Genomic DNA, 18,902 nt, shown 5'->3' with positions numbered 1-18,902 from the left:
CACCGCGCTCGATCCCCTTGCTCACTGAAACGCGTCCTGGCGATGAATCCCGACATTGCCGTTTACATTTCGAGCAGTCCCTTGCCCAATCCATGTCAGAGATCACGACGCTGCTGCATGCCGCGGTGAGCGGCGACCGCCTCGCCGCCGAGCGTGCCTTTGCCCTGCTGTACGACGACCTGCGGCGCCTGGCTCGCAGCCGCTTGCGCCGCGACGGCGCCGAGCTGACGCTGCTCGACACCACGGTGCTGGTGCACGAGTCTTACTTGCGCCTGCAGGGCGGGGCGGCCGCGTTCCCTGATCGCCATCACTTCATGGCATACGCCGCCAAGGTGATGCGGACCATCGTCATCGATGCGGTGCGTGCACGTCGAACCGAACGCCGCGGTGGCGACGCCGAGCGGGTGACCCTGGACACCGGCGCGATCGGCAGCTTGGCCGCGCACGACGACGAGGTGCTGCGCGTGCACGAGGCGCTGGACGAGCTGGCGGCGATGGAGCCGCGCCTGGCCCAGGTGGTGGAGCTGCGCTACTTCGGCGGCCTCAGCGAAGCCGAGATCGCCGCGAACCTGGGCGTGACCGAACGCACCGTGCAGCGCGACTGGCAGAAGGCGCGCCTGTTCCTGTCGGTCGCGCTGCGCTGATGGCCACCGGCACGCCGGACCGCGCACGCTGGCGCGAGCTGTCGCCGCTGCTCGACGAACTGCTCGATCTGCCCGCAGCGGCCCGCCAGCAGCGCCTGGCCGCGATGCATGACGACGACCCGGCGCTCGCCGCGGAGGTGCAGGCCTGGCTGGCCGAGCTCGATGCGCTGGACGGCAGCGGCTTCCTGCAGGCTCCGGCGATGGAGCCGCCGTCCGACCTGGCCGGCGTGACCATCGGCGCCTACACGCTGGTGCGCGAGCTCGGGCGCGGCGGCATGGGCAGCGTCTGGCTGGCGCGGCGCACCGACGGCCGCTACGAGGGCGAGGTGGCGATCAAGTTCCTGGCCTCGGGCATGTTCGCTGCCGGCGGCGCCGAGCGCTTCGCGCGCGAGGGCCAGATCATGGCGCGGCTGGCCCACCCGCACATCGCCCGGCTGCTCGACGCCGGCCATGTGCCGGGCGGGCCGGGGGGCGGCCAGCCCTACCTGGTGCTCGAGTACGTCGAGGGCGAGCCCATCGACCGCTACTGCACCTCGCAGGCGCTGACGGTGGCGGCACGCCTGCAGCTCTTCCTGCAGGTGGCGGAGGCGGTGGCGCATGCGCACACGCGGCTGATCCTGCACCGCGACCTGAAGCCTTCGAACGTGCTCGTCACCGCCGCCGGCGAGGTGAAGCTGCTGGACTTCGGCATTGCCAAGCTGCTGGATGCCGGCACGGCCGCAGACCTCACGCAGCAGGCCGGCAATGCGTTCACGCCGCAGTACGCGGCACCCGAGCAGCTCGAGGGCGGCGAGGTCACCACCGCCACCGATGTCTACGCGCTCGGCGTGCTGCTGTTCCGCCTGCTCAGCGGCCGGCTGCCGCATGGCGTGGAGCCCGAGGGCGGCACGCTGTCGCAGTGGCGCGCGCTGGCCGCCACCGAGGCGCCGCTGATGTCGCAGGCGCTGCGCGAGGCCGGCGGCCCCGACGCGCAGCGCCGTGCGCGTGAGCTGGGCGGTGAGCTCGACACCATCGTCGCGCGCGCGCTGAAGAAGTCCCCCGCCGAGCGTTATGCCAACGCCGCGGCGCTGGCCGACGATCTGCGGCGCCACCTCGCACACGAACCGATCAGCGCCCGGCCCGACAGCTGGGCCTACCGCAGCCGGAAGTTCCTGCGCCGCCATCGCGTGGCCGTCGGCGCAGGCAGCCTGGCGGTGCTGGCGCTGGCCGCCAGTGCCGCGGTGGCCGTGCTGCAGGCGCGCCAGGCACGGCAGCAGCAGGCGCAGGCCGAGGGCCTGATCGAGTTCATGCTCGGCGACCTGCCGGCCAAGCTGAAGCCCGTGGGCCGGCTCGATGCACTGGACGCCGTCGGCGACCGCGCCCTGGCCTACTACGCCGCACAGGCGCCGGGCTCGCTGGACGCGGCTTCGCTGGGCCGGCGTGCGCGTGCCCTGCACCTGGTGGCGCAGATCGCGGAGCAGGCCGGTCGCCTCGACGAAGCGGCCCAGCGATTCGCCGAGGCCGCGGCCAGCACGGGGGAACTGCTGGCCCGCCACCCGGGTGACCCCGAGCACCTGTACAACCATGCGCAGAGCGAGTACTGGGTGGGTTTCATCGCGCGCCGACGCGGTCTGCGCGAGGCGGCCGAAGCCGCCTTCCAGCGTTATCACGGCTTGGCGCTGCAGCTCGCGCGCCAGGCGCCGGAGAACCTGGAGTGGCGCATCGAGGCGGCCCATGCCAGCCAGAACCTGGGGGTGATGCACCTGGAGGCCGGCCGCGCCGACCAGGCGCTGAGCGCTTTCGGGGAGACACTTCAGGCATGGCAGGCCGTGGTGCCGGCCCGCCCGGCAGTGGCCATGGAGCTGGCCAATTCGCTGGGCTGGGCCAGCAAGGCCCACGAGGCCCGCCGCGACCTGGGCGCGGCGCTGGCGGCGCAGCGCAGCAAGCTGGAAACCCTGGAGCGCGTGCCCGATGCGGCACGCGACCGCGAAGCCCAGTACCTGGCCGGCATCGCGCACTACGACATCGGTCGCCTGGCGCTGGCGCAGGGCAACAGCGGCGCCGCGCTCGACAGCGTCCGCACCTCGCGCCGCCTGTTCGAGACGCTGGTCCAGCTCGACCCGGACAACAAGGACTGGCTGGCGCAGCTGTGTTCGACGCTCGCCAGCGAGGCCGAGTTGCAGTTCGGCACGCCGGCCGGCGACGCGACCCTGGTCCAGCTCCGGCGCCTGACCTCGCAACTGCTGGCGGCCCCGCAGCGCAAGGTGCGCTGGTGGCTGATCCTGCAGGGCCGGGTGCTGATGCTGCAGACGCGCCGCGATGCACCCGGGGCGGCCGGCGAGTTGCAGGCCTGGCTTGCCGAGGTCGGGCGACACGAGTCTGCGGGACAGTCGCTGGACGCCGAACAGGCGCGCACGGTGGCTGCGGCCGGCCTGGTGCTGGGTGATGCGTATCGACGCGTGGACCGCACCGACGTCGCCGTGCCGGCCTGGGAGGCGGCTGCGCGCCGCCTGAACCCTGGCGTGCAGAGAGAGGACCTGACTGCGCTGCTGTTGTCGGCACGGCTGGCCTGGCGCCGCGGAGCCGCTCAAGAAGCCGCGAAGACCGCCGAAATGCTGGCTTCCATCCCTTACCGGCACCCGGACCTGCAGATCCTGCGCGAGGAACTGGCGCACGCGGCGGCGACGGGGCAATGACACCGAAAGGCACATCATGACCGCCAGCCACCCAGACACCATCGAACTGGAAGCCCCGACCGCCCTGAATGTCCTGAACGTTCGGGTCAGCGTCACCGCGGACGGCACGCCGGTCTGTGTTCCCGAACTGCTGGACGTGGTCGGCAGCGATGTGCTGATCGCCTACCAGCTCGACGCGAACGACTGGATCTTCCCGTCGCAGCGCGCCGTTGTCGTCGAGGATGGCGGCAGCCAGTTCCCCTTCCCCTCATGGACGGTGAACCGCAAGCTCGCGCTGCTCTTCGACTGCAACACCAGCCCGGGGTACTTCCACTACACCGTGTACGTCAAGCATGTGACGACGGGCGAGGTGCGAAGCGTCGATCCGTCCATCCGCAACGAGACCTGACCGTCGCGCCCGTTGGCCTGGGCTCAGGCACTCAGGGCTGCACCCAGCGCGCCCCCTGGCCGTCGAAGATCGCGCGGCGGTGGCCGTCGCGGTGCAGTTCAAGCCAGTCGAGCGACTCCATGGTGGCCTCGATCACCGCGAAGTAGTCGCGTGCGACCGGCGGGTGGGACGGCGGCACGGGCTGCAGCGGCGTGCCGGGAGGCAAAGGCGAGAGGTAATCCTGCGCCGCCGGCGACAGGCGGATGCGCGCCCAGCGCGACGAGGCGGCCAGGCCGGACATCTCCAGCGACAGCCGCACCCGGCAGCGCAGCTGCCAGGACAGCGCCGGCGACCACATCACCAGCGTGCCGTGCGGGTGGTTGAGCAACTGGTGGACCTTGCCGGCGCGCTCGTCGGTGTAGATCAGCAAGTGCTTCTGGCGCGCATCGACCTCGCGCAGCACCACGGTGCGTGCATCGGCGCGCTGGCCGTCGATCGTGGCCAGCACCGGCGTTCGCCAGGGGTGCGCCTTGTCGGCGATGCACTGGCCCAGCTCGTGCCAGACCGCCTCTTCGATCGCGGCGAGCGAGTCGAGGCGGTCGTTCACGTCAGCTTTCCTTCCTCAGCGACGGGAACAGGATCACGTCGCGGATGCTCGGGCTGTCGGTCAGCAGCATGATCAGCCGGTCGATGCCGATGCCGCAGCCGCCGGTGGGCGGCATGCCGTACTCGAGCGCGCGGATGAAGTCGGCGTCGTAGTACATCGCCTCCTCGTCACCGGCTTCCTTGTTGGCCACCTGCGCCTGGAAGCGCGCCGCCTGGTCCTCGGCGTCGTTCAGCTCGGAAAAGCCGTTGGCGTACTCGCGGCCGGTGATGAAGAGCTCGAAGCGTTCGGTGATCGCTGGGTTGCTGTCCGACGCACGCGCCAGCGGGCTCACCTCCACCGGGTAGTCGATGATGAAGGTCGGGTCCCAGAGCTTCTCTTCCACCGCGGCCTCGAACAGGCCGAACTGCAGCTCGGCAAGCGTCCAGTGCGCCGGCGGTTCCTCGCCGAGCGACTTCAGCTTCTCGTGCAGCGCCTTGGCATCGCCCGCTTCGTCCTGGCTCAGGCCGGCATGGACCACCAGCGAGTCCTTCACCGTCAGGCGTGCGAACGGCTGGTCCAGCGCGACCGGCTTGCCCGCATAGCTCAGGCTGGCCGAGCCGGTGGCCTGGCGCGCCGCGTGGCGCAGCACCTGCTCGGTGAAGTCCATCAGGTCGTGATGGTTCCAGTAGGCCGCGTAGAACTCCATCATCGTGAACTCCGGGTTGTGCCGGACGCTGATGCCTTCGTTGCGGAAGTTGCGGTTGATCTCGAACACGCGCTCGAAGCCGCCGACGATCAGCCGCTTCAGGTAGAGCTCGGGCGCGATGCGCAGGAACATCTGCTGGTCGAGCGCATTGTGGTGCGTCACGAAGGGCTTGGCGTTCGCGCCGCCCGGGATCGGGTGCAGCATCGGCGTCTCGACCTCGAGGAAGCCGTGCTCGACCATGAAGCCGCGGATCGACGACACCGCCTTGCTGCGCGCCGTGAAGCGCAGCCGCGCCTCGTCGTCGGTCATCAGGTCGACGTAGCGCTGGCGGTACTTCTGCTCCTGGTCGGTCATGCCGTGGAACTTGTCCGGCAGCGGGCGCAGGCTCTTGGTCAGCAGGCGCAGCGTGGTCACGCGCACCGACAGCTCGCCGGTCTTGGTCTTGAACAGCGTGCCTTCGGCGCCGAGGATGTCGCCCAGGTCCCAGTGCTTGAAGGCGGCGTAGACGTCTTCGCCCAGCGCGTCGCGGGTGACGAACAGCTGGATGCGCCCGGAAGCGTCCTGCAGCGTCGCGAAGCTGGCCTTGCCCATGATGCGCTTGAGCATCATGCGGCCGCCCAGCGCCACCTTGACACCTTGCGGTTCGAGCGCCTCGTTGGTCAGGTCGCCGTACTGGCGCGAGAGCGCCAGCGCCTGGTGCTTCGGCTTGAAATCGTTCGGGAAAGCGGCGGCGCCGCTGGCCTTGGCCTGGGCGCGGATCGCGGCGAGCTTCTCGCGGCGCTCGGCGATCAGCTGGTTCTCGTCGGAGGCGGGGGCGCTTTGTCGTTCTTCGGTCATGGGAGGCTTTCGGTCAGCCGACGATTTTAGGCGGTGCGCCATCCCGTAAAATCCCGCCTCTTCCCTATCGTCGGCCCGCCGCGCCCTCCCTGGCGCCCACAGCCCGGGCCGCGCACCTCGCGATGCACGTCCGACGCCCCGCCATCACCGATCGAAAGATCCGCTTTGCCCTCGTCGGCTGCGGCCGCATCGCGGCCAACCACTTCGAGGCGGTCAAGGTCCATGCCGAGCGCTGCGAGCTGGTCGACGTCTGCGACCCCGACCCGCAGGCCCTGGCGGCCGCCGTGCAGCGCACCGGCGCGCGTGGCCACCGCGACCTGGCGCCGATGCTGGAAGCGACCAACGCCGACTGCGTGATCCTGACCACGCCCAGCGGCCTGCACCCGGCGCAGGCGATCGAGGTGGCCCGTTCCGGCCGCGACGTGATGACCGAGAAGCCGATGGCCACGCGCTGGAGCGACGGCCTGGCGATGGTGCGCGCCTGCGACGAAGCCGGCGTGCGCCTGTTCGTCGTCAAGCAGAACCGCCGCAACCGCACGCTGCAGCTGCTCAAGCAGGCGGTCGACAGCGGGCGCTTCGGCCGCATCTACATGGTCAACGTCAACGTCTTCTGGACGCGACCGCAGAGCTACTACGACAGTGCCGACTGGCGCGGCACCTGGGAGTTCGACGGCGGCGCATTCATGAACCAGGCCAGCCACTACGTCGACCTGCTCGACTGGATCGCCGGCCCGGTGGAGAGCGTGATGGCCTACACCGGGACCCTCGCGCGCAACATCGAGGTGGAAGACACCGGCGTGGCGGCGCTGAAGTGGCGCAACGGCGCGATGGGCACGATCAACGTGACCATGCTGACCTACCCGAAGAACCTGGAGGGTTCGATCACCATCCTCGGCGAGCGCGGTTCGGTGCGTATCGGCGGCGTGGCCGTGAATCAGATCAAGCACTGGGAGTTCGACACGCCGCACGAGATGGACGCCCACATCGACGACGCCAGCTACCAGACCACCTCGGTCTACGGCTTCGGCCACCCGCTGTACTACGACAACGTGATCAACACGCTGCGCGGCGAGGCCCAGCCCGAGACCGACGGCCGCGAGGGCCTGAAGTCGCTGGAGCTGCTGATCGCGATGTACATGTCCTCGCGCGACGGCAAGCGGGTCAACCTGCCCTTGGCGTATTGAGTTAAGGGTCGATGCCTACGACCATCCACCCCAGCGCCATCGTCGACGAAGGTGCCGTGCTCGGCGACGACTGCCGCGTCTGGCACTTCGTGCACATCAGCGGCGGGGCGCGCATCGGCGCGCGCTGCGCCTTCGGCCAGAACGTCTTCGTCGGCAACGACGTGAGCATCGGCGACAACGTGCGCATCCAGAACAACGTCTCGGTCTACGACGCCGTCACGCTCGAGGACGACGTGTTCTGCGGCCCGAGCATGGTCTTCACCAACGTCTACAACCCGCGCGCCGCAGTCAGTCGCAAGGCGGAGTACCGCCGCACGCTGGTCCGACAGGGCGCCACGCTGGGCGCCAACAGCACCATCGTCTGCGGCACGACGATCGGGCGCTACGCCTTTGTCGGCGCCGGTGCGGTGATCAACCGCGACGTGCCCGATTTCGCGCTGATGGTCGGCGTGCCGGCGCGGCAGATCGGCTGGATGAGCCGGCACGGCGAGCGCCTCGCGCTGCCGCTGCACGGCGACGGCGAAGCCGCCTGCCCGGCGACGGGTGAACGCTATCTGCTGCATGCGGGCGTCTGCGCGCTGGCGAAGGAATGAGATGAGCAACAAGATCGACTTCATCGACCTGAAGACGCAATACGCGGCGCTGAAGGACCGCATCGCCGTGCGCATGCAGGCGGTGCTCGACCACGGCCAGTACATCATGGGGCCGGAGGTGAAGGAGCTCGAAGGCCAGCTCGCCGCCTTAGCGGGCGCGAAGCACTGCATCACCGTCGCCAGCGGCACCGAGGCGCTGCTGATCGCGCTGATGGCACTCGACCTGAAGCCCGGCGACGAGGTCATCACCACGCCCTTCACCTTCGCGGCCACTGCCGAGACCATCGTGCTGCTCGGCGGCAAGCCGGTGTTCGTCGACATCGAACCCGACACCTGCAACATCGACACGCGCGGCATCGAGGCGGCGATCACGCCGCGCACGAAGGCGATCATGCCGGTCAGCCTGTACGGCCAGGTGGCCGACATGGACGAGATCAACGCCATCGCCGCGCGCCACGGCCACATCCCCGTCATCGAGGACGCAGCGCAGAGTTTCGGCGCTACCTACAAAGGCCGGCGCAGCGGTGCGCTGTCGACCTTCGGCTGCACCAGCTTCTTCCCGAGCAAGCCGCTGGGCTGCTACGGCGACGGCGGCGCGATCTTCACCGACGACGACGCGCTTGCCCAGGCCTGCCGCGAGATCCGCGTGCATGGCCAGAGCGCGCGCTACACGCACACCCGTGTGGGCGTCGGCGGCCGCATGGACACGCTGCAATGCGCCATCGTGCTGGCCAAGCTCGAGCGCTTCGAGTGGGAGCTGCAGCGCCGCCATGAGCTCGGAGCGCGCTATGGCGAGTTGCTGAAGGGCTCCGGCATCGAGTTGTTGACCGTGCGGCCCGATCGCGACTGCGTCTGGGCGCAGTACACCGTGTTCGTCGCGGATCGCGCCGCCGTACAGGCTGCGCTGCAGGCGCAGGGCATCCCCACTGCCGTGCACTACCCCAAGCCGCTGCACCACCAGCCCGCCTATGCGCAGCATTGCTGCCCCGACTGCTGCGGCGAGAGCGTCAAGGCCGCGGCGCGCGTGATGAGCCTGCCGATGAGCGCCGACCTGACGGAAGCGCAGCAGGACACCGTGGTCGCCGCGCTGAAGGCCGCCGTGCGCCAACCGCTGCCCGCCTGACCCGATTCCAAGGACCCCCATGATCCAGGGCAAGACCATCTTCATCACCGGCGGCGCCGGCTTCATTGCCAGCACGTTGATCGCCCGTCTGGCGGACCACAACCGCATCGTCGTCTACGACAACGACACTCGCGACACGCTCTCCGGCACGCCCTGGGCGACGCACAGGAATCTGACGCGCATCCGCGGCGACGTGCTCGACTACGAGCACCTCAAGGCCAGCATGAAGGGCGCGCAGATCGTCGTGCACGCCGCGGCGATCGCCGGCATCGAGAGCACGGTGCGCAACCCGGTGACGACGATGCGCGTCAACATGATCGGCACCGCCAACGCACTCGAGGCGGCGCAGCGGCTCGGCGGCGTCGAGCGTTTCCTCGAGTTCAGCACCTCGGAGGTGTTCGGCTCGCAGGCCTTCAAGGTCGGGGAAGATGCCTCCACCGTCACCGGTGCGGTCGGCGAAGCGCGCTGGACCTACGCGGTCAGCAAGCTGGCCGGCGAGCACCTGGCCCATGCGTACCACAAGCAGTACGGCCTGCCGACGGTGACGGTGCGGCCCTTCAACGTCTACGGCCCGGGCCAGACCGGCGAAGGCGCGCTGTCGATCTTCATCCGCAAGGCGCTGAAGAACGAAGACCTGCTGGTGTTCGGCGACGGCACGCAGATCCGCGCCTGGTGTTTCGTCGACGACATGGTCGAGGGCGTGATGTGCGCGCTCGAGCACCCGAAGGCGATCGGCGAGTCCTTCAACATCGGCAATGCACGCGCGGTGGTCACGGTCTATGGCCTGGCCGAGGCGATCTGCCGCGTCGTCGGCGCGAGTTCGCGCATCCAGTTCCGCCCGGCGCTGTCGGCCGACATCGAACTGCGCATCCCCAACGTCGACAAGGCGCGCGACCTGATCGGGTTCGCGGCGAAGGTCGACCTCGACGAGGGCCTGCGCCGCACGGTCGAGTGGATCGCCGCGAACGAGTCGAAGCTTCCGCCACTGGCGGCGATCTTCAAGAGCTGACCTCGCCAAGCCATGCTGCGCCTGTCGCTGCCCCATCTCGACGAGACCGCAATCGCCGCGGCCGCCGACGTGCTACGCAGCGGCATGCTGGTGCACGGCGTGCAGGGCAACAACTTCGAGGCCGAGCTGCAGCAGTGGCTGGGCGTGAAGCATGCGGTGCTGGTGTCGTCCGGCACGGCGGCTCTGCATCTCGCGCTGGTGGCGCTGGACATCGGCGCGGGCGATGCGGTGCTGGTGCCCGACTTCACCTTCCCGGCCACGGCCAACGTGGTGCTGCTGGCCGGCGCGACGCCGGTGCTGGTCGATGTCGATCCGCGCAGCTACTGCTTGACGCCCGCGGCGCTGGAGGCGGCGATCCAGGCCTGGCGCGGCCCGCAGCGGCTGCGCGCGGTCATGCCGGTGCACGAGTTCGGCCACCCGGTGGACATGGCCGCGGTGCGTTCGATCGCGCAGCGCCACGGACTGAAGATGATCGAGGACGCTGCCTGCGCGATCGGCGCCCGCGAGGCCGGCGCCTTCACCGGCACGCGGGGTGACATCGGCTGCTTCTCGCTGCACCCGCGCAAGACGCTGACCACCGGCGAGGGCGGCATCCTGACGACGAACGACGACGCACTGGCCCAGCGCCTGCGCCGCCTGCGCAGCCACGGCATGGAGCGCGGCCCGGCCGGCATGGCCTTCCACGAGGCTGGCTTCAACTACCGGCTGACCGACTTCCAGGCAGCCATCGGCCGCACGCAGTTGCCGCATCTGGCGGGCTGGATCGAGGCGCGGCGTGAATTGGCACGGCGCTACCGCGAGGCGCTGACTCCGCTGGAACGCGCTGGCCACCTGAGCCTGCCGGCCGACCACGCCGGCCACAGCTGGCAGACCTTCATGGTCCTGCTCGCCGATGGCGTCGACCGCGCCGCGATCATCCGTGCGCTCGCCGAGCGCGGCATCGAGGCCAATCTCGGCGCGCAGTGTGTCTCGGCGCAGCCGCCGTTCGCCGCGCATGCGCCGGCCGGCGGCTCGCCGAACGCACACCGGCTGTTCCGCCAGGGCCTCGCGCTGCCGTTCTGCGAGCAGTACGGGGCCGCCGAGGTTGCGCAGGTGGCCGCCGCGCTGGCTGCGGTGCTGGAGCCGGCCCATGCTCGATGACTTCCTGAAGGGCATCGAGCCGCGCATCGAGGCGCTGATGCACGAGGTGCTGGGCGTGCGCATCGACAGCGAGCGCAACCGCGGCCTGCGCCGCGACATCGCGCTGCGCTTCCTCTCGCAACTGCTGGCCGACGACGAGCGTGCGCAGCTCTATGGCCTGCCGGCGAGCTGCCGCGTGCGAGAGAACACCAAGCTGCTGATGCCCGAGAAGCTGGTCTGCGGCGAACATGTCTGGATCGGCGAGAACGCCTACATCGACGCCTCCGGCGGCCTGACGATCGGCGACCACGCGACCATCGGCGTCGGCGTCTACGTCTGGACGCACACCAGCATCCTGGCCAACCTGCTGCGCGAGAACCGCCCCGGCGGCGCGCAGGTGATCCGCCGGCCGACGGTGATCGGCAGCGGCTGCTACATCGTCGGCCACGCGGTCATCAACCCCGGCGTGACGATCGGCGAAGGCGCCGTGGTGCTGCCGATGTCGGTGGTCACGCGCGACGTGGCGCCCGGCGCGGTAGTGGCCGGTGCGCCGGCCGAGCCGGTGGCGCAGGTCGACGAGGTCTTCATCGCCGGGCTGCAGGCGGAACTGCAGGCGCAGCGGGCCTCTTCCGCACCCGCCGCGGCCCCATGAGGGTGTTCGTCGGCCCGCTCGAGGTGGCGGGTATCGGCGCCGGGTTCGTCGAAGGTCTGCGTGCCAACGGCGCCAGCGCCGACCTGGTCTGCGCCTACGCGCACCGCTTCGCCTACAGCGCGCAGGCCGTGCCGGCGCGCATCGTGCGCTGGTGGGCCCACTGGGGAACGCGGCGTGCCGCGCTGCCGGCCTCGCGACCTGTCGCCAAGGGTTTCGCTTTCGGCCTGCAGCAACTGATCGGCTGGGCGGTGCTGGCCTGGGCCGTGCGCCGCTACGACGCCTTCGTGTTCCTCTACGGCGAGACGATCACCAACACCGGCCTCGAGCTGAACCTGCTGCGCTGGCTGGGCAAACGCACGGTGGTGGTGTTCGTCGGCTCCGACGCGCGGCCGCCCTACATCGACGGCGGCTGGTTCCCGGCCGACCGGCCGTTCGACCTCGACGCCGTGCGCCTCGCGGCCGCGCGGCAGCAGCGCAAGGTCACGCGGCTGGAACGGCAGGCGAGCCTGTGCGTCAACGCGCTGGCCACGGCGCACTTCCACCGCAGGCGCTTCGTCGACTGGTTCGCGCTCGGCATCCCGCGTGCTGCGCAGGCGGCGGCGCCGGCACCGAACGGCACCACGCTGCGCGCGCTGCACAGCCCCTCGCACCCGGTGCTCAAGGGCACGGCGCGCATCCGGGCGGTGGTCGAGGCGCTTCGCGCCAAGGGTGTGGCGATCGAACTGGTGACCATCGAAGGGCGGCCGAACGCCGAGGTGATGCAGGCGCTGCGCGACTGCGACCTGGCGATCGACCAGCTCTACAGCGACACGCCGATGGCTGCCTTCGCGACCGAGGCCGCGAGTGTCGGCCGCGCCGTGCTGATCGGCGGCTACAACGCCGGCCGCGTGGCGGCCGATGCGAGCGGTCTGCCGATGCCACCGACGCGATTCGTGCATCCGGATTCGCTGGAGACTGCGCTCGAGGCGCTCGCCGCCGACCGGGCCGAGCGCGAGCGGCTGGGCGCGCAGGCCCATGCCTTCGTCGCCGGGCACTGGTCGCCCGCTGCGGTGGGTGCGCGGCTGCTGTGCCTGTTGCGCGATGACATCCCGCCGGTCTGGTGGCGCGAGCCCGCACAGGTCACGCACCTGCATGGCTGCGGCCTCGCCGAGGACGCGGCCCGCGACCGTGTGCGATCACTGATCGACCGCTTCGGCGCCGGCGCGCTGCAGCTCGACGACAAGCCCGCGCTGCGCGAGGCCTTCATCGCCTTCGCGAAGGGAGCGGCCGCATGATCGGCGCGCTGTGGCGCGACGGCGCCATCTACGCTGCGGGCGCTATCCTCGCGCGCGGCATCGCGCTGCTGATGCTGCCGCTGTACACCCGCGTGCTGGCGCCGGCCGACTACGGCGCGCTGGACCTGATCGTCACCTGCGGCGTGCTCATCAACCTGGTCGTGCCGCTGGAGACCGCACAAGCGCTGGCGCGCTTCTGGAACGAACGCGAGGCGGGGCAGGCGCGGCGGCGCCTCGCCGGCACGGCGTGGAGCTTCACGCTGGCCGGCTACGCGCTGTTCGCCGCGGTCACGCTGCCGCTGGCCGAGCCGATCGCGCACGCCCTGCTCGGCGACGCTCGCTTCAGCGGCGCGCTGCGCGCGGGCCTGGCCTTCATCGCGATCAACGGCCTGTTCCTGCTGCTGCAGAACCAGTTCCGCTGGGAGCTGCGCCCGCGCGCCTATGCGGCGGTCAGCGTGCTCTACGCGCTGCTGACGATGGCGCTGGTCACCGCCTTCGCGCTCGGTCTCGGCGCCGGGCTGGAAGGCGTGCTGTGGGCACAGTTCGCCGCCGCCGCGCTGTGCACGGGGCTCAGCCTGTGGTGGCTGCGCGGCAAGCTGTCGTTGGTCCTGCACCGCGCCGACCTCGCCGAGATGCTGCGCTTCTCGCTGCCGCTGGTGCCTGCGGGCATCGCGGTGTTCGCGAGCTTCTACATCAACCGGCTGATGCTCAACGCGCTGGCGACACTGGACGACGTCGGCCAGTTCGGCATCGCCAGCCGCCTGGCCGGCATGGTCACGCTGGTGCTGGTGGGCATCCAGGGCGCGCTGACGCCCTTGATCTACGCGCACCACCACGAGCCGGAGACGCCGGCGCGCCTGGCTCGATTGTTCGAGGGCTTCGTCGCGGTGGCGCTGGTGGCCTGCCTGGCCATCGGCCTGTTCGGCCGCGAGCTGATCGCCACCTTCGCGACCGCCGACTATGCGAGCGCCGCGCCGCTGCTGATGTGGCTCGCGCCGGCCGCGCTGCTGGCGCAGATGTACATCTTCGCGCCGGGCATCGCGATCGCGAAGAAGACGAGCTGGCAGCTGCTGATCACGCTGTGCAGCGCGCTGCTCGGTGCGGCACTGAACTGGATGCTGATCCCGATCGCCGGGCCGGCCGGCGCTGCGCTGGCCACGCTGGCGGCGGCGGCGCTGTTCTTCGGCGCCTGGCTCGTCGCGAGCCAGAAGCTCTATCCGATGCCGCTGCGCGGCGCTGCGCTGGCGGCGGCGACGGCGCTGTTCACGCTCGTCGCGCTGGCGGTGCCGGCGCTCGACGCGGCACTCGGCGCCGGCCCGGTGGCCTGGGTGGCCAAGCTCGCACTGCTGGCGGTGATTGCGTTGTCGATGTTCCCGCTCGGGCTGCTGCGCGCGCAGTCGCTGCGCGGCCTCTTCGCGAGGGCGAGCTGACATGTGCGGCATCGTGCTCGCCTTCACGCCCGGCGCGCCGACGCGCGCGGCGACCATCGAGGCGATGGCGCGCACGCTGCGCCACCGCGGCCCCGACGACGAAGGCTTTCTCGCCTGGGATGGCACGCAGGTCACCGTGCTCGGCGGCGCCGACACGCCGGCGCCGGTGATGCAAGCCGCTACGCCGTGGCAGCCACAGGGCCTCGTCGGCGAACAGCCCGGGCGCGAGGCCACGCTATGGCTCGCGCACCGGCGCCTGTCCATCGTCGACCTGTCGCCCTGGGGCCACCAGCCGATGCGGCGCGGCCCGCGCTGGACGGTCTACAACGGCGAGGTCTACAACCACCCCGAACTGCGTGCCGAGCTGGAGGCGCTGGGCCACCGCTTCGTGACGCACAGCGACACCGAGGTGCTGCTCGCCGCGCTCGAGCAATGGGGCCCCGACGCGCTGGCGCGCTGCAACGGCATGTGGGCGCTGGTGGTGCTGGACAGCGAGCGGCGCACGCTGTTCGTCGCGCGTGACCGCTTCGGCGTCAAGCCGCTGTACCTCTGGCGCGGCGATGACGGCGCGCTGCTGCTCGCCTCCGAGATCAAGGCGCTGCTGGTGCATCCGCGCGTGCGTGCCATCGCCGACGAAGCGGCCTGCGCCGAGTTCCTGCGGCGCGGCCCGCAGGCCTGGCGCGAGGGCACCGAGTTCGTCGGCATCACGCGCTTTCCCGCCGGCCACTGGGCCGAGCTGTCGCTGGACGAACCGCGCCGCCTCGTGCCGCGGGCGTTCTGGCGCTGGCCGGAGAGTTCGCCCGATGCCGAGCAGGTGCCCTTCGATGAGCGTGAGGCGACGCGCCTGCAGCAGCGCTACGCGGAACTTCTGGCCGATGCCGTCCGCCTGCGCCTGCGCGCCGACGTGCGGCTGGGCACGGCGCTGTCCGGTGGTCTCGACAGCTCGAGCATTGCCGCGTTGGTCAACGCCGAGCTGCGTGCACGCGGCACGAGCGAGAAGCAGGAGGTGTTCTCCAGCGTCTACACCGACCCGGCGCTGAAGGCCCACGACGAAAGCGAATTCATCGAGCGTGTGGCCACGCAGCTCGACGTGCGCTCCAACCGCATCGAGCCGCGCGCCGCCGGCGTTCCGGTCGCACACGAACGCATGCTGTGGGCCCTGGACACACCGCCGGCCAATACGCTGATGGCCAGCTGGCACACCTTCCGCCTCGTCGCGCAGCGCGGCGTGGTGGTGACGCTGGACGGGCAGGGCGCCGACGAGCAGCTCGCCGGCTACGGCCGCTATGTCCGCAACCGCCTGGTGCACGCGCCGCTCGGCTCGGCCATCAGCGAAGCGCATGCGATGCTCGCCGGCATGCAGGGTTTCGGTTCTCACGTGGGCATCGGCCTGGCCGGCGGTGCGTTGCGCCGCCTGGCCGGGCCCGGCGCGCTGGCGGCGCTGGTAAAGCGGCTGGGCATGGGCTCCGACCCCTCGCTGACGCTGGCCGAGGCGCTGCGCGGCGACTTCCTCGGCAACCTGCGCAACCTGCTGCTCTATGCCGACAAGACGGCGATGGCCTGGTCGGTCGAGTCGCGCATGCCCTTCATGGACTGGCGCCTGGTCGAGTTTCTGTGCAGCGTGCCGCCGGCCTGCAAGCTGCACGGCGGCTGGACCAAGTGGCTGGCGCGTGCCGCGATGGCCAACACGCTGCCGGCCGAGATCGTCTGGCGGCGTGACAAGCAGGGCTGGCCGATTCCCGAGCAGGAGTGGTTCGGCGGGCCGCTGGCCGGCTGGCTGGCGCAGCAGCTCGGCGGCAGCGCCTTCGTGCACGACCTGGCGGCACGCCACGGCATCTCGCTCGCCGGCGCGCCCTTGGCCGTGCGCCTTCGCGCGCTCAATCTGGCTGTGTGGCACCGCCTGTTCTTCGAAGAAGCGAACCGGCCGGGTCGTGCACTCGGCCACGGCATGCTGCGGGAGAACGCGGCATGAAGCGCATCGTTCACGTGACCACCGTGCACCCGCGCGATGACATCCGCATCTTCCGCAAGGAATGTGTCTCGCTCGCCAAGGCGGGTTACGAGGTCGTGCAGGTGGTCGGCGACGGTCTGGGCAGCGCGACCGTCGACGGCGTGCGCATCGTCGACATCGGCGAGCGCCCCGCCGGCCGGCTGGCGCGCATGCGCGTGCAGCCGGCGCGTGCGCTCGCCGCGGTGCGGCAGCTCGCACCGGCGCTGGTGCATGTTCACGACCCCGAACTGCTGCCGCTGGCCGCGGCGATGCAGCGCGAAGGCATCCCGGCTCTCTACGACGCCCACGAGGACGTGCCGCGGCAGATCCTCACCAAGCAGTGGATCCGGCCGTGGATGCGTGGCACCGTGTCGCGCAGCTTCGAGCTCTATGAGAACGCGCGTGTGCGCCGCCTCGCCGCCGTGGTGGCGGCCACGCCGCACATCGCGCAGCGCTTCGCGGCCGTGGCGCGCCGCAGCGTGGTGGTGGCCAACTATCCCTTCCCCGAAGAGCTGGCGCCGCCAGCCGCGCCGCAGCCGCGCGAGCGGGCGGTCTGCTACGTCGGCGGCATCACGCGCACGCGTGGCGCCTTCGAGATGGTGCGAGCGATCGCGAAGCTGCCCGGCGTGCGGCTGCTGCTGGCCGGCCGCATCGAGGACGCCGTGCTCGAGGCTGCGCTCGCCGCCGAACCCGGCTGGGCGCAGGTGGATCATCTCGGCCACGTCGGCCGCGACGAGGTTCGCCGCGTGATGGCGCGCGCCAGCGCCGGCCTGGTCACGCTGCTGCCGATGCCGAGCTACCTCGATGCGCTGCCGATCAAGATGTTCGAGTACATGTCCGCCGGCCTGCCGGTGATCGCCTCCGACTTCCCGCTGTGGAAGAACATCGTCGAGCGCCACGGCTGCGGCCGCTGCGTCGATCCGACCGACGTGCACGCGATCGCCACGGCGATCCGCGAGATCGTCGATGCGCCGCAGACGGTTCGCGCCATGGGCGAAGCGGGGCGGACGGCGGTGCAGGCGAACTATCGCTGGAGCAGTGCGGAGGCGGTGCTGCTGTCGTTGTACGGGGACCTGCTGGGATGAACATCCTGCTCATCAACCACTACGCCGGCTCCCCCCGCCACGGCATGGAGTACCGCCCGTACTACCTCGCCCGCGAGTGGGTGAAACTCGGCCACCAGGTGCAGATCGTCGCCGCCACGTTCTCGCACGTGCGCAGCCATCAGCCGGAACACGCCGGCGACGAGACCATCGACGGCATCGCCTATCGCTGGATCGAGACGCCCCGCTATCAAGGCAACGGCGTCGGCCGCGTGCTCAACATCTGGGCATTCCTGAAGCCGTTGTGGAGGCAAGCCCACCATTGGGCCAACCACTTCCATCCCGACCTGGTGATCGCCTCCAGCACCTACCCGATGGATTTCTGGGTGGCGCGGCGCATCGCGCGGCTGGCCCACGCGCGGCTGGTGCACGAGATCCACGACCTCTGGCCGGCCTCGCCGATCGAGCTGTCCGGCATGTCGCCGCGCCACCCGTTCGCGCTGCTGTGCCAGAAGGCGGAGGACGATGCCTGTCGCGACGCCGACCGCGTGATCTCGATGCTGCCCAAGGTGGCCGACCACCTCGCCGCGCACGGCCTGGACCTGCACAAGCTGCACATCGTGCCCAACGGCATCGACCCCGCCGAATGGGCGGTGCCTGGCGAGCCGCTGGCCGCCGATCTGGCCATTCACATCGCCCAGCAGCAACGCGCTGCCCGCCAGTTGGTGGTCTACGCCGGCTCGCACGGCGAGCCCAACGCGCTGGACGTGCTGCTCGACGCCGCCGCGCGCCTGCGCGACGAGCCCTTCGCCTTCGTGCTCGTGGGCGACGGCCACGAGAAGCTGCGACTGGCCGGGCGAGCGGCCGACGAGGGCCTGGAGAACGTCGCGATGTTCGCGCCCATCGCGAAGTCGCAGATCCCGACGCTGCTGGCCCAGGCCGACATCGCCTACATCGGCTGGAAGCGCCAGCCGCTGTACCGCTTCGGCATCGCGCCGAACAAGCTGATGGACTACATGATGGCCGGCGTGCCGGTGCTGCACTCGGTCGAGGCTGGCAACGACCCGGTGGCCGAGGCGGGCTGCGGGCTGACCGTGGCACCCGAGTCGCCCGACGCGGTGGTGCAGGGCCTGCGCCAGCTCGCGGCACTGTCGCCCGGCGCGCGCCGCAGCATGGGTGAGCGCGGCCGCCAGTTCGTGCTGGCGCATCACACCTATCCGGTGCTGGCGCGCCGGTTCCTGGAGGCGGTGGCGTGAATCCGGACGAGACCGAAGCCGTCGTCGCACGATATGCCAGGCGCGGCGCGGCCGACCCGCGCTACAGCCTGCTGCGCGCCGACGTGCTGGCCACGGTGCAGGAGCGCCAGCGCGCGCTGCGCCGGCTGCTGCTGCGCCACGACGTCGACGATCTCGCCGCACTGCGCCTGATCGAGGTCGGCTGCGGCAGCGGCGGCAACCTGCTCGAACTGCTGCGCCTCGGGCTGAAACCGGAACACCTGCAGGGCGCCGAGCTGCTGCCCGAGCGCCTGGCGCAGGCGCGCGCCATGCTGCCCACCTCGCTCGTGCTGCACGGCGGCGACGCCTGCGCGCTCGCGCTGCCGGAGGGCTCGCAGGATGTCGTCTTCGTCTCCACCGTCTTCAGCTCGCTGCTCGACGACCACTTCCAGCAGC

17 protein-coding genes are annotated in these 18,902 nt (G+C 70.8%); 15 read left to right on the top strand and 2 right to left on the bottom strand.

The features are described 5' to 3' along the window. Positions 1-92 precede the first annotated feature (92 nt). From AAG801_RS20935 to AAG801_RS20925, 3 genes are read left to right on the top strand one after another with little or no spacing between them, the layout of a single operon-like run. Positions 93-644, top strand: a complete 552-nt coding sequence (locus AAG801_RS20935; RefSeq protein WP_341890100.1) for an ECF-type sigma factor — start codon at positions 93-95, stop codon at positions 642-644. Next, on the top strand, positions 644-3,319 hold the full coding sequence (locus AAG801_RS20930) for a serine/threonine-protein kinase (protein WP_341890099.1): 2,676 nt from the start codon (positions 644-646) through the stop codon (positions 3,317-3,319). The genes AAG801_RS20935 and AAG801_RS20930 overlap by 1 nt, the downstream gene beginning before the upstream one ends. A 16-nt stretch (positions 3,320-3,335) precedes the next feature. After that, entirely contained in the window at positions 3,336-3,707 is a 372-nt protein-coding gene (locus AAG801_RS20925) for a hypothetical protein (RefSeq protein WP_341890098.1), read from the top strand. Positions 3,708-3,738: 31 nt separating this feature from the next. Here the strand turns inward: AAG801_RS20925 and AAG801_RS20920 are convergent, their stop codons facing one another. Next, positions 3,739-4,293: a pyridoxamine 5'-phosphate oxidase family protein gene (locus AAG801_RS20920; RefSeq protein WP_341890097.1), complete on the bottom strand. Its 555-nt coding sequence runs from the start codon at positions 4,291-4,293 to the stop codon at positions 3,739-3,741. A gap of 1 nt (position 4,294) precedes the next feature. Further along, a complete protein-coding gene (gene lysS, locus AAG801_RS20915; RefSeq protein WP_341890096.1) occupies positions 4,295-5,815 on the bottom strand; it encodes a lysine--tRNA ligase in 1,521 nt (506 codons plus the stop codon). A 122-nt stretch (positions 5,816-5,937) separates the two neighbouring features. On the opposite strand from lysS, the gene AAG801_RS20910 reads away from it, so the two are divergent. The 12 genes from AAG801_RS20910 to AAG801_RS20855 all read left to right on the top strand — a co-directional run. Then, positions 5,938-6,999 (top strand): Gfo/Idh/MocA family oxidoreductase, encoded by a 1,062-nt coding sequence (locus AAG801_RS20910; protein ID WP_341890095.1) that lies wholly within the window; start codon positions 5,938-5,940, stop codon positions 6,997-6,999. An 11-nt stretch (positions 7,000-7,010) separates the two neighbouring features. Beyond that, positions 7,011-7,592, top strand: coding sequence for an acyltransferase (locus tag AAG801_RS20905; protein WP_341890094.1), 582 nt, complete (start codon positions 7,011-7,013; stop codon positions 7,590-7,592). A 13-nt stretch (positions 7,593-7,605) separates the two neighbouring features. After that, on the top strand, positions 7,606-8,715 hold the full coding sequence (locus AAG801_RS20900; protein WP_341890109.1) for a DegT/DnrJ/EryC1/StrS family aminotransferase: 1,110 nt from the start codon (positions 7,606-7,608) through the stop codon (positions 8,713-8,715). Positions 8,716-8,734: 19 nt separating this feature from the next. Next, positions 8,735-9,724 carry an NAD-dependent epimerase/dehydratase family protein gene (locus AAG801_RS20895; protein ID WP_341890093.1) on the top strand — a complete coding sequence of 330 codons (990 nt, stop codon included), beginning with the start codon at positions 8,735-8,737 and terminating at the stop codon, positions 9,722-9,724. Between the two features lie 12 nt (positions 9,725-9,736). Further along, the gene (locus AAG801_RS20890; protein ID WP_341890092.1) at positions 9,737-10,864 is read left to right on the top strand and encodes a DegT/DnrJ/EryC1/StrS family aminotransferase; all 1,128 of its coding nucleotides are present in this window, start codon (positions 9,737-9,739) and stop codon (positions 10,862-10,864) included. Beyond that, entirely contained in the window at positions 10,854-11,495 is a 642-nt protein-coding gene (locus tag AAG801_RS20885; protein WP_341890091.1) for an acyltransferase, read from the top strand. Before AAG801_RS20890 ends, AAG801_RS20885 begins: the two co-directional genes overlap by 11 nt. Then, the gene (locus tag AAG801_RS20880; protein WP_341890090.1) at positions 11,492-12,769 is read left to right on the top strand and encodes a hypothetical protein; all 1,278 of its coding nucleotides are present in this window, start codon (positions 11,492-11,494) and stop codon (positions 12,767-12,769) included. The genes AAG801_RS20885 and AAG801_RS20880 overlap by 4 nt, the downstream gene beginning before the upstream one ends. Continuing rightward, on the top strand, positions 12,766-14,199 hold the full coding sequence (locus tag AAG801_RS20875; protein ID WP_341890089.1) for an oligosaccharide flippase family protein: 1,434 nt from the start codon (positions 12,766-12,768) through the stop codon (positions 14,197-14,199). Before AAG801_RS20880 ends, AAG801_RS20875 begins: the two co-directional genes overlap by 4 nt. 1 nt (position 14,200) lies before the next feature. After that, entirely contained in the window at positions 14,201-16,171 is a 1,971-nt protein-coding gene (gene asnB, locus AAG801_RS20870; RefSeq protein WP_341890088.1) for an asparagine synthase (glutamine-hydrolyzing), read from the top strand. Then, positions 16,168-17,274, top strand: a complete 1,107-nt coding sequence (locus tag AAG801_RS20865) for a glycosyltransferase (protein WP_341890087.1) — start codon at positions 16,168-16,170, stop codon at positions 17,272-17,274. The genes asnB and AAG801_RS20865 overlap by 4 nt, the downstream gene beginning before the upstream one ends. After that, positions 17,271-18,488 (top strand): glycosyltransferase family 4 protein, encoded by a 1,218-nt coding sequence (locus tag AAG801_RS20860; RefSeq protein WP_341890086.1) that lies wholly within the window; start codon positions 17,271-17,273, stop codon positions 18,486-18,488. The genes AAG801_RS20865 and AAG801_RS20860 overlap by 4 nt, the downstream gene beginning before the upstream one ends. After that, positions 18,485-18,902: methyltransferase domain-containing protein (locus AAG801_RS20855; RefSeq protein WP_341890085.1), on the top strand; the 418-nt coding region annotated here is incomplete at its 3' end. The genes AAG801_RS20860 and AAG801_RS20855, both read left to right, overlap by 4 nt.

The sequence above is a fragment of the Variovorax sp. YR752 genome, assembly GCF_943372545.1.
Note: the sequence above shows the minus strand (reverse complement) of the source record. Positions and strands in the feature narration are given on the sequence as shown.

What these genes read in the sequence shown, in the direction of transcription:
- AAG801_RS20935 (WP_341890100.1), top strand. Translation starts at nt 93, where the DNA reads ATGTCAGAGATCACGACGCTGCTGCATGCCGCGGTGAGCGGCGACCGC.
- AAG801_RS20930 (WP_341890099.1), top strand. Translation starts at nt 644, where the DNA reads ATGGCCACCGGCACGCCGGACCGCGCACGCTGGCGCGAGCTGTCGCCG.
- AAG801_RS20925 (WP_341890098.1), top strand. Translation starts at nt 3,336, where the DNA reads ATGACCGCCAGCCACCCAGACACCATCGAACTGGAAGCCCCGACCGCC.
- lysS (WP_341890096.1), bottom strand. Translation starts at nt 5,815, where the DNA reads ATGACCGAAGAACGACAAAGCGCCCCCGCCTCCGACGAGAACCAGCTG.
- AAG801_RS20910 (WP_341890095.1), top strand. Translation starts at nt 5,938, where the DNA reads ATGCACGTCCGACGCCCCGCCATCACCGATCGAAAGATCCGCTTTGCC.
- AAG801_RS20905 (WP_341890094.1), top strand. Translation starts at nt 7,011, where the DNA reads ATGCCTACGACCATCCACCCCAGCGCCATCGTCGACGAAGGTGCCGTG.
- AAG801_RS20895 (WP_341890093.1), top strand. Translation starts at nt 8,735, where the DNA reads ATGATCCAGGGCAAGACCATCTTCATCACCGGCGGCGCCGGCTTCATT.
- AAG801_RS20890 (WP_341890092.1), top strand. Translation starts at nt 9,737, where the DNA reads ATGCTGCGCCTGTCGCTGCCCCATCTCGACGAGACCGCAATCGCCGCG.
- AAG801_RS20885 (WP_341890091.1), top strand. Translation starts at nt 10,854, where the DNA reads ATGCTCGATGACTTCCTGAAGGGCATCGAGCCGCGCATCGAGGCGCTG.
- AAG801_RS20880 (WP_341890090.1), top strand. Translation starts at nt 11,492, where the DNA reads ATGAGGGTGTTCGTCGGCCCGCTCGAGGTGGCGGGTATCGGCGCCGGG.
- AAG801_RS20875 (WP_341890089.1), top strand. Translation starts at nt 12,766, where the DNA reads ATGATCGGCGCGCTGTGGCGCGACGGCGCCATCTACGCTGCGGGCGCT.
- asnB (WP_341890088.1), top strand. Translation starts at nt 14,201, where the DNA reads ATGTGCGGCATCGTGCTCGCCTTCACGCCCGGCGCGCCGACGCGCGCG.
- AAG801_RS20865 (WP_341890087.1), top strand. Translation starts at nt 16,168, where the DNA reads ATGAAGCGCATCGTTCACGTGACCACCGTGCACCCGCGCGATGACATC.
- AAG801_RS20860 (WP_341890086.1), top strand. Translation starts at nt 17,271, where the DNA reads ATGAACATCCTGCTCATCAACCACTACGCCGGCTCCCCCCGCCACGGC.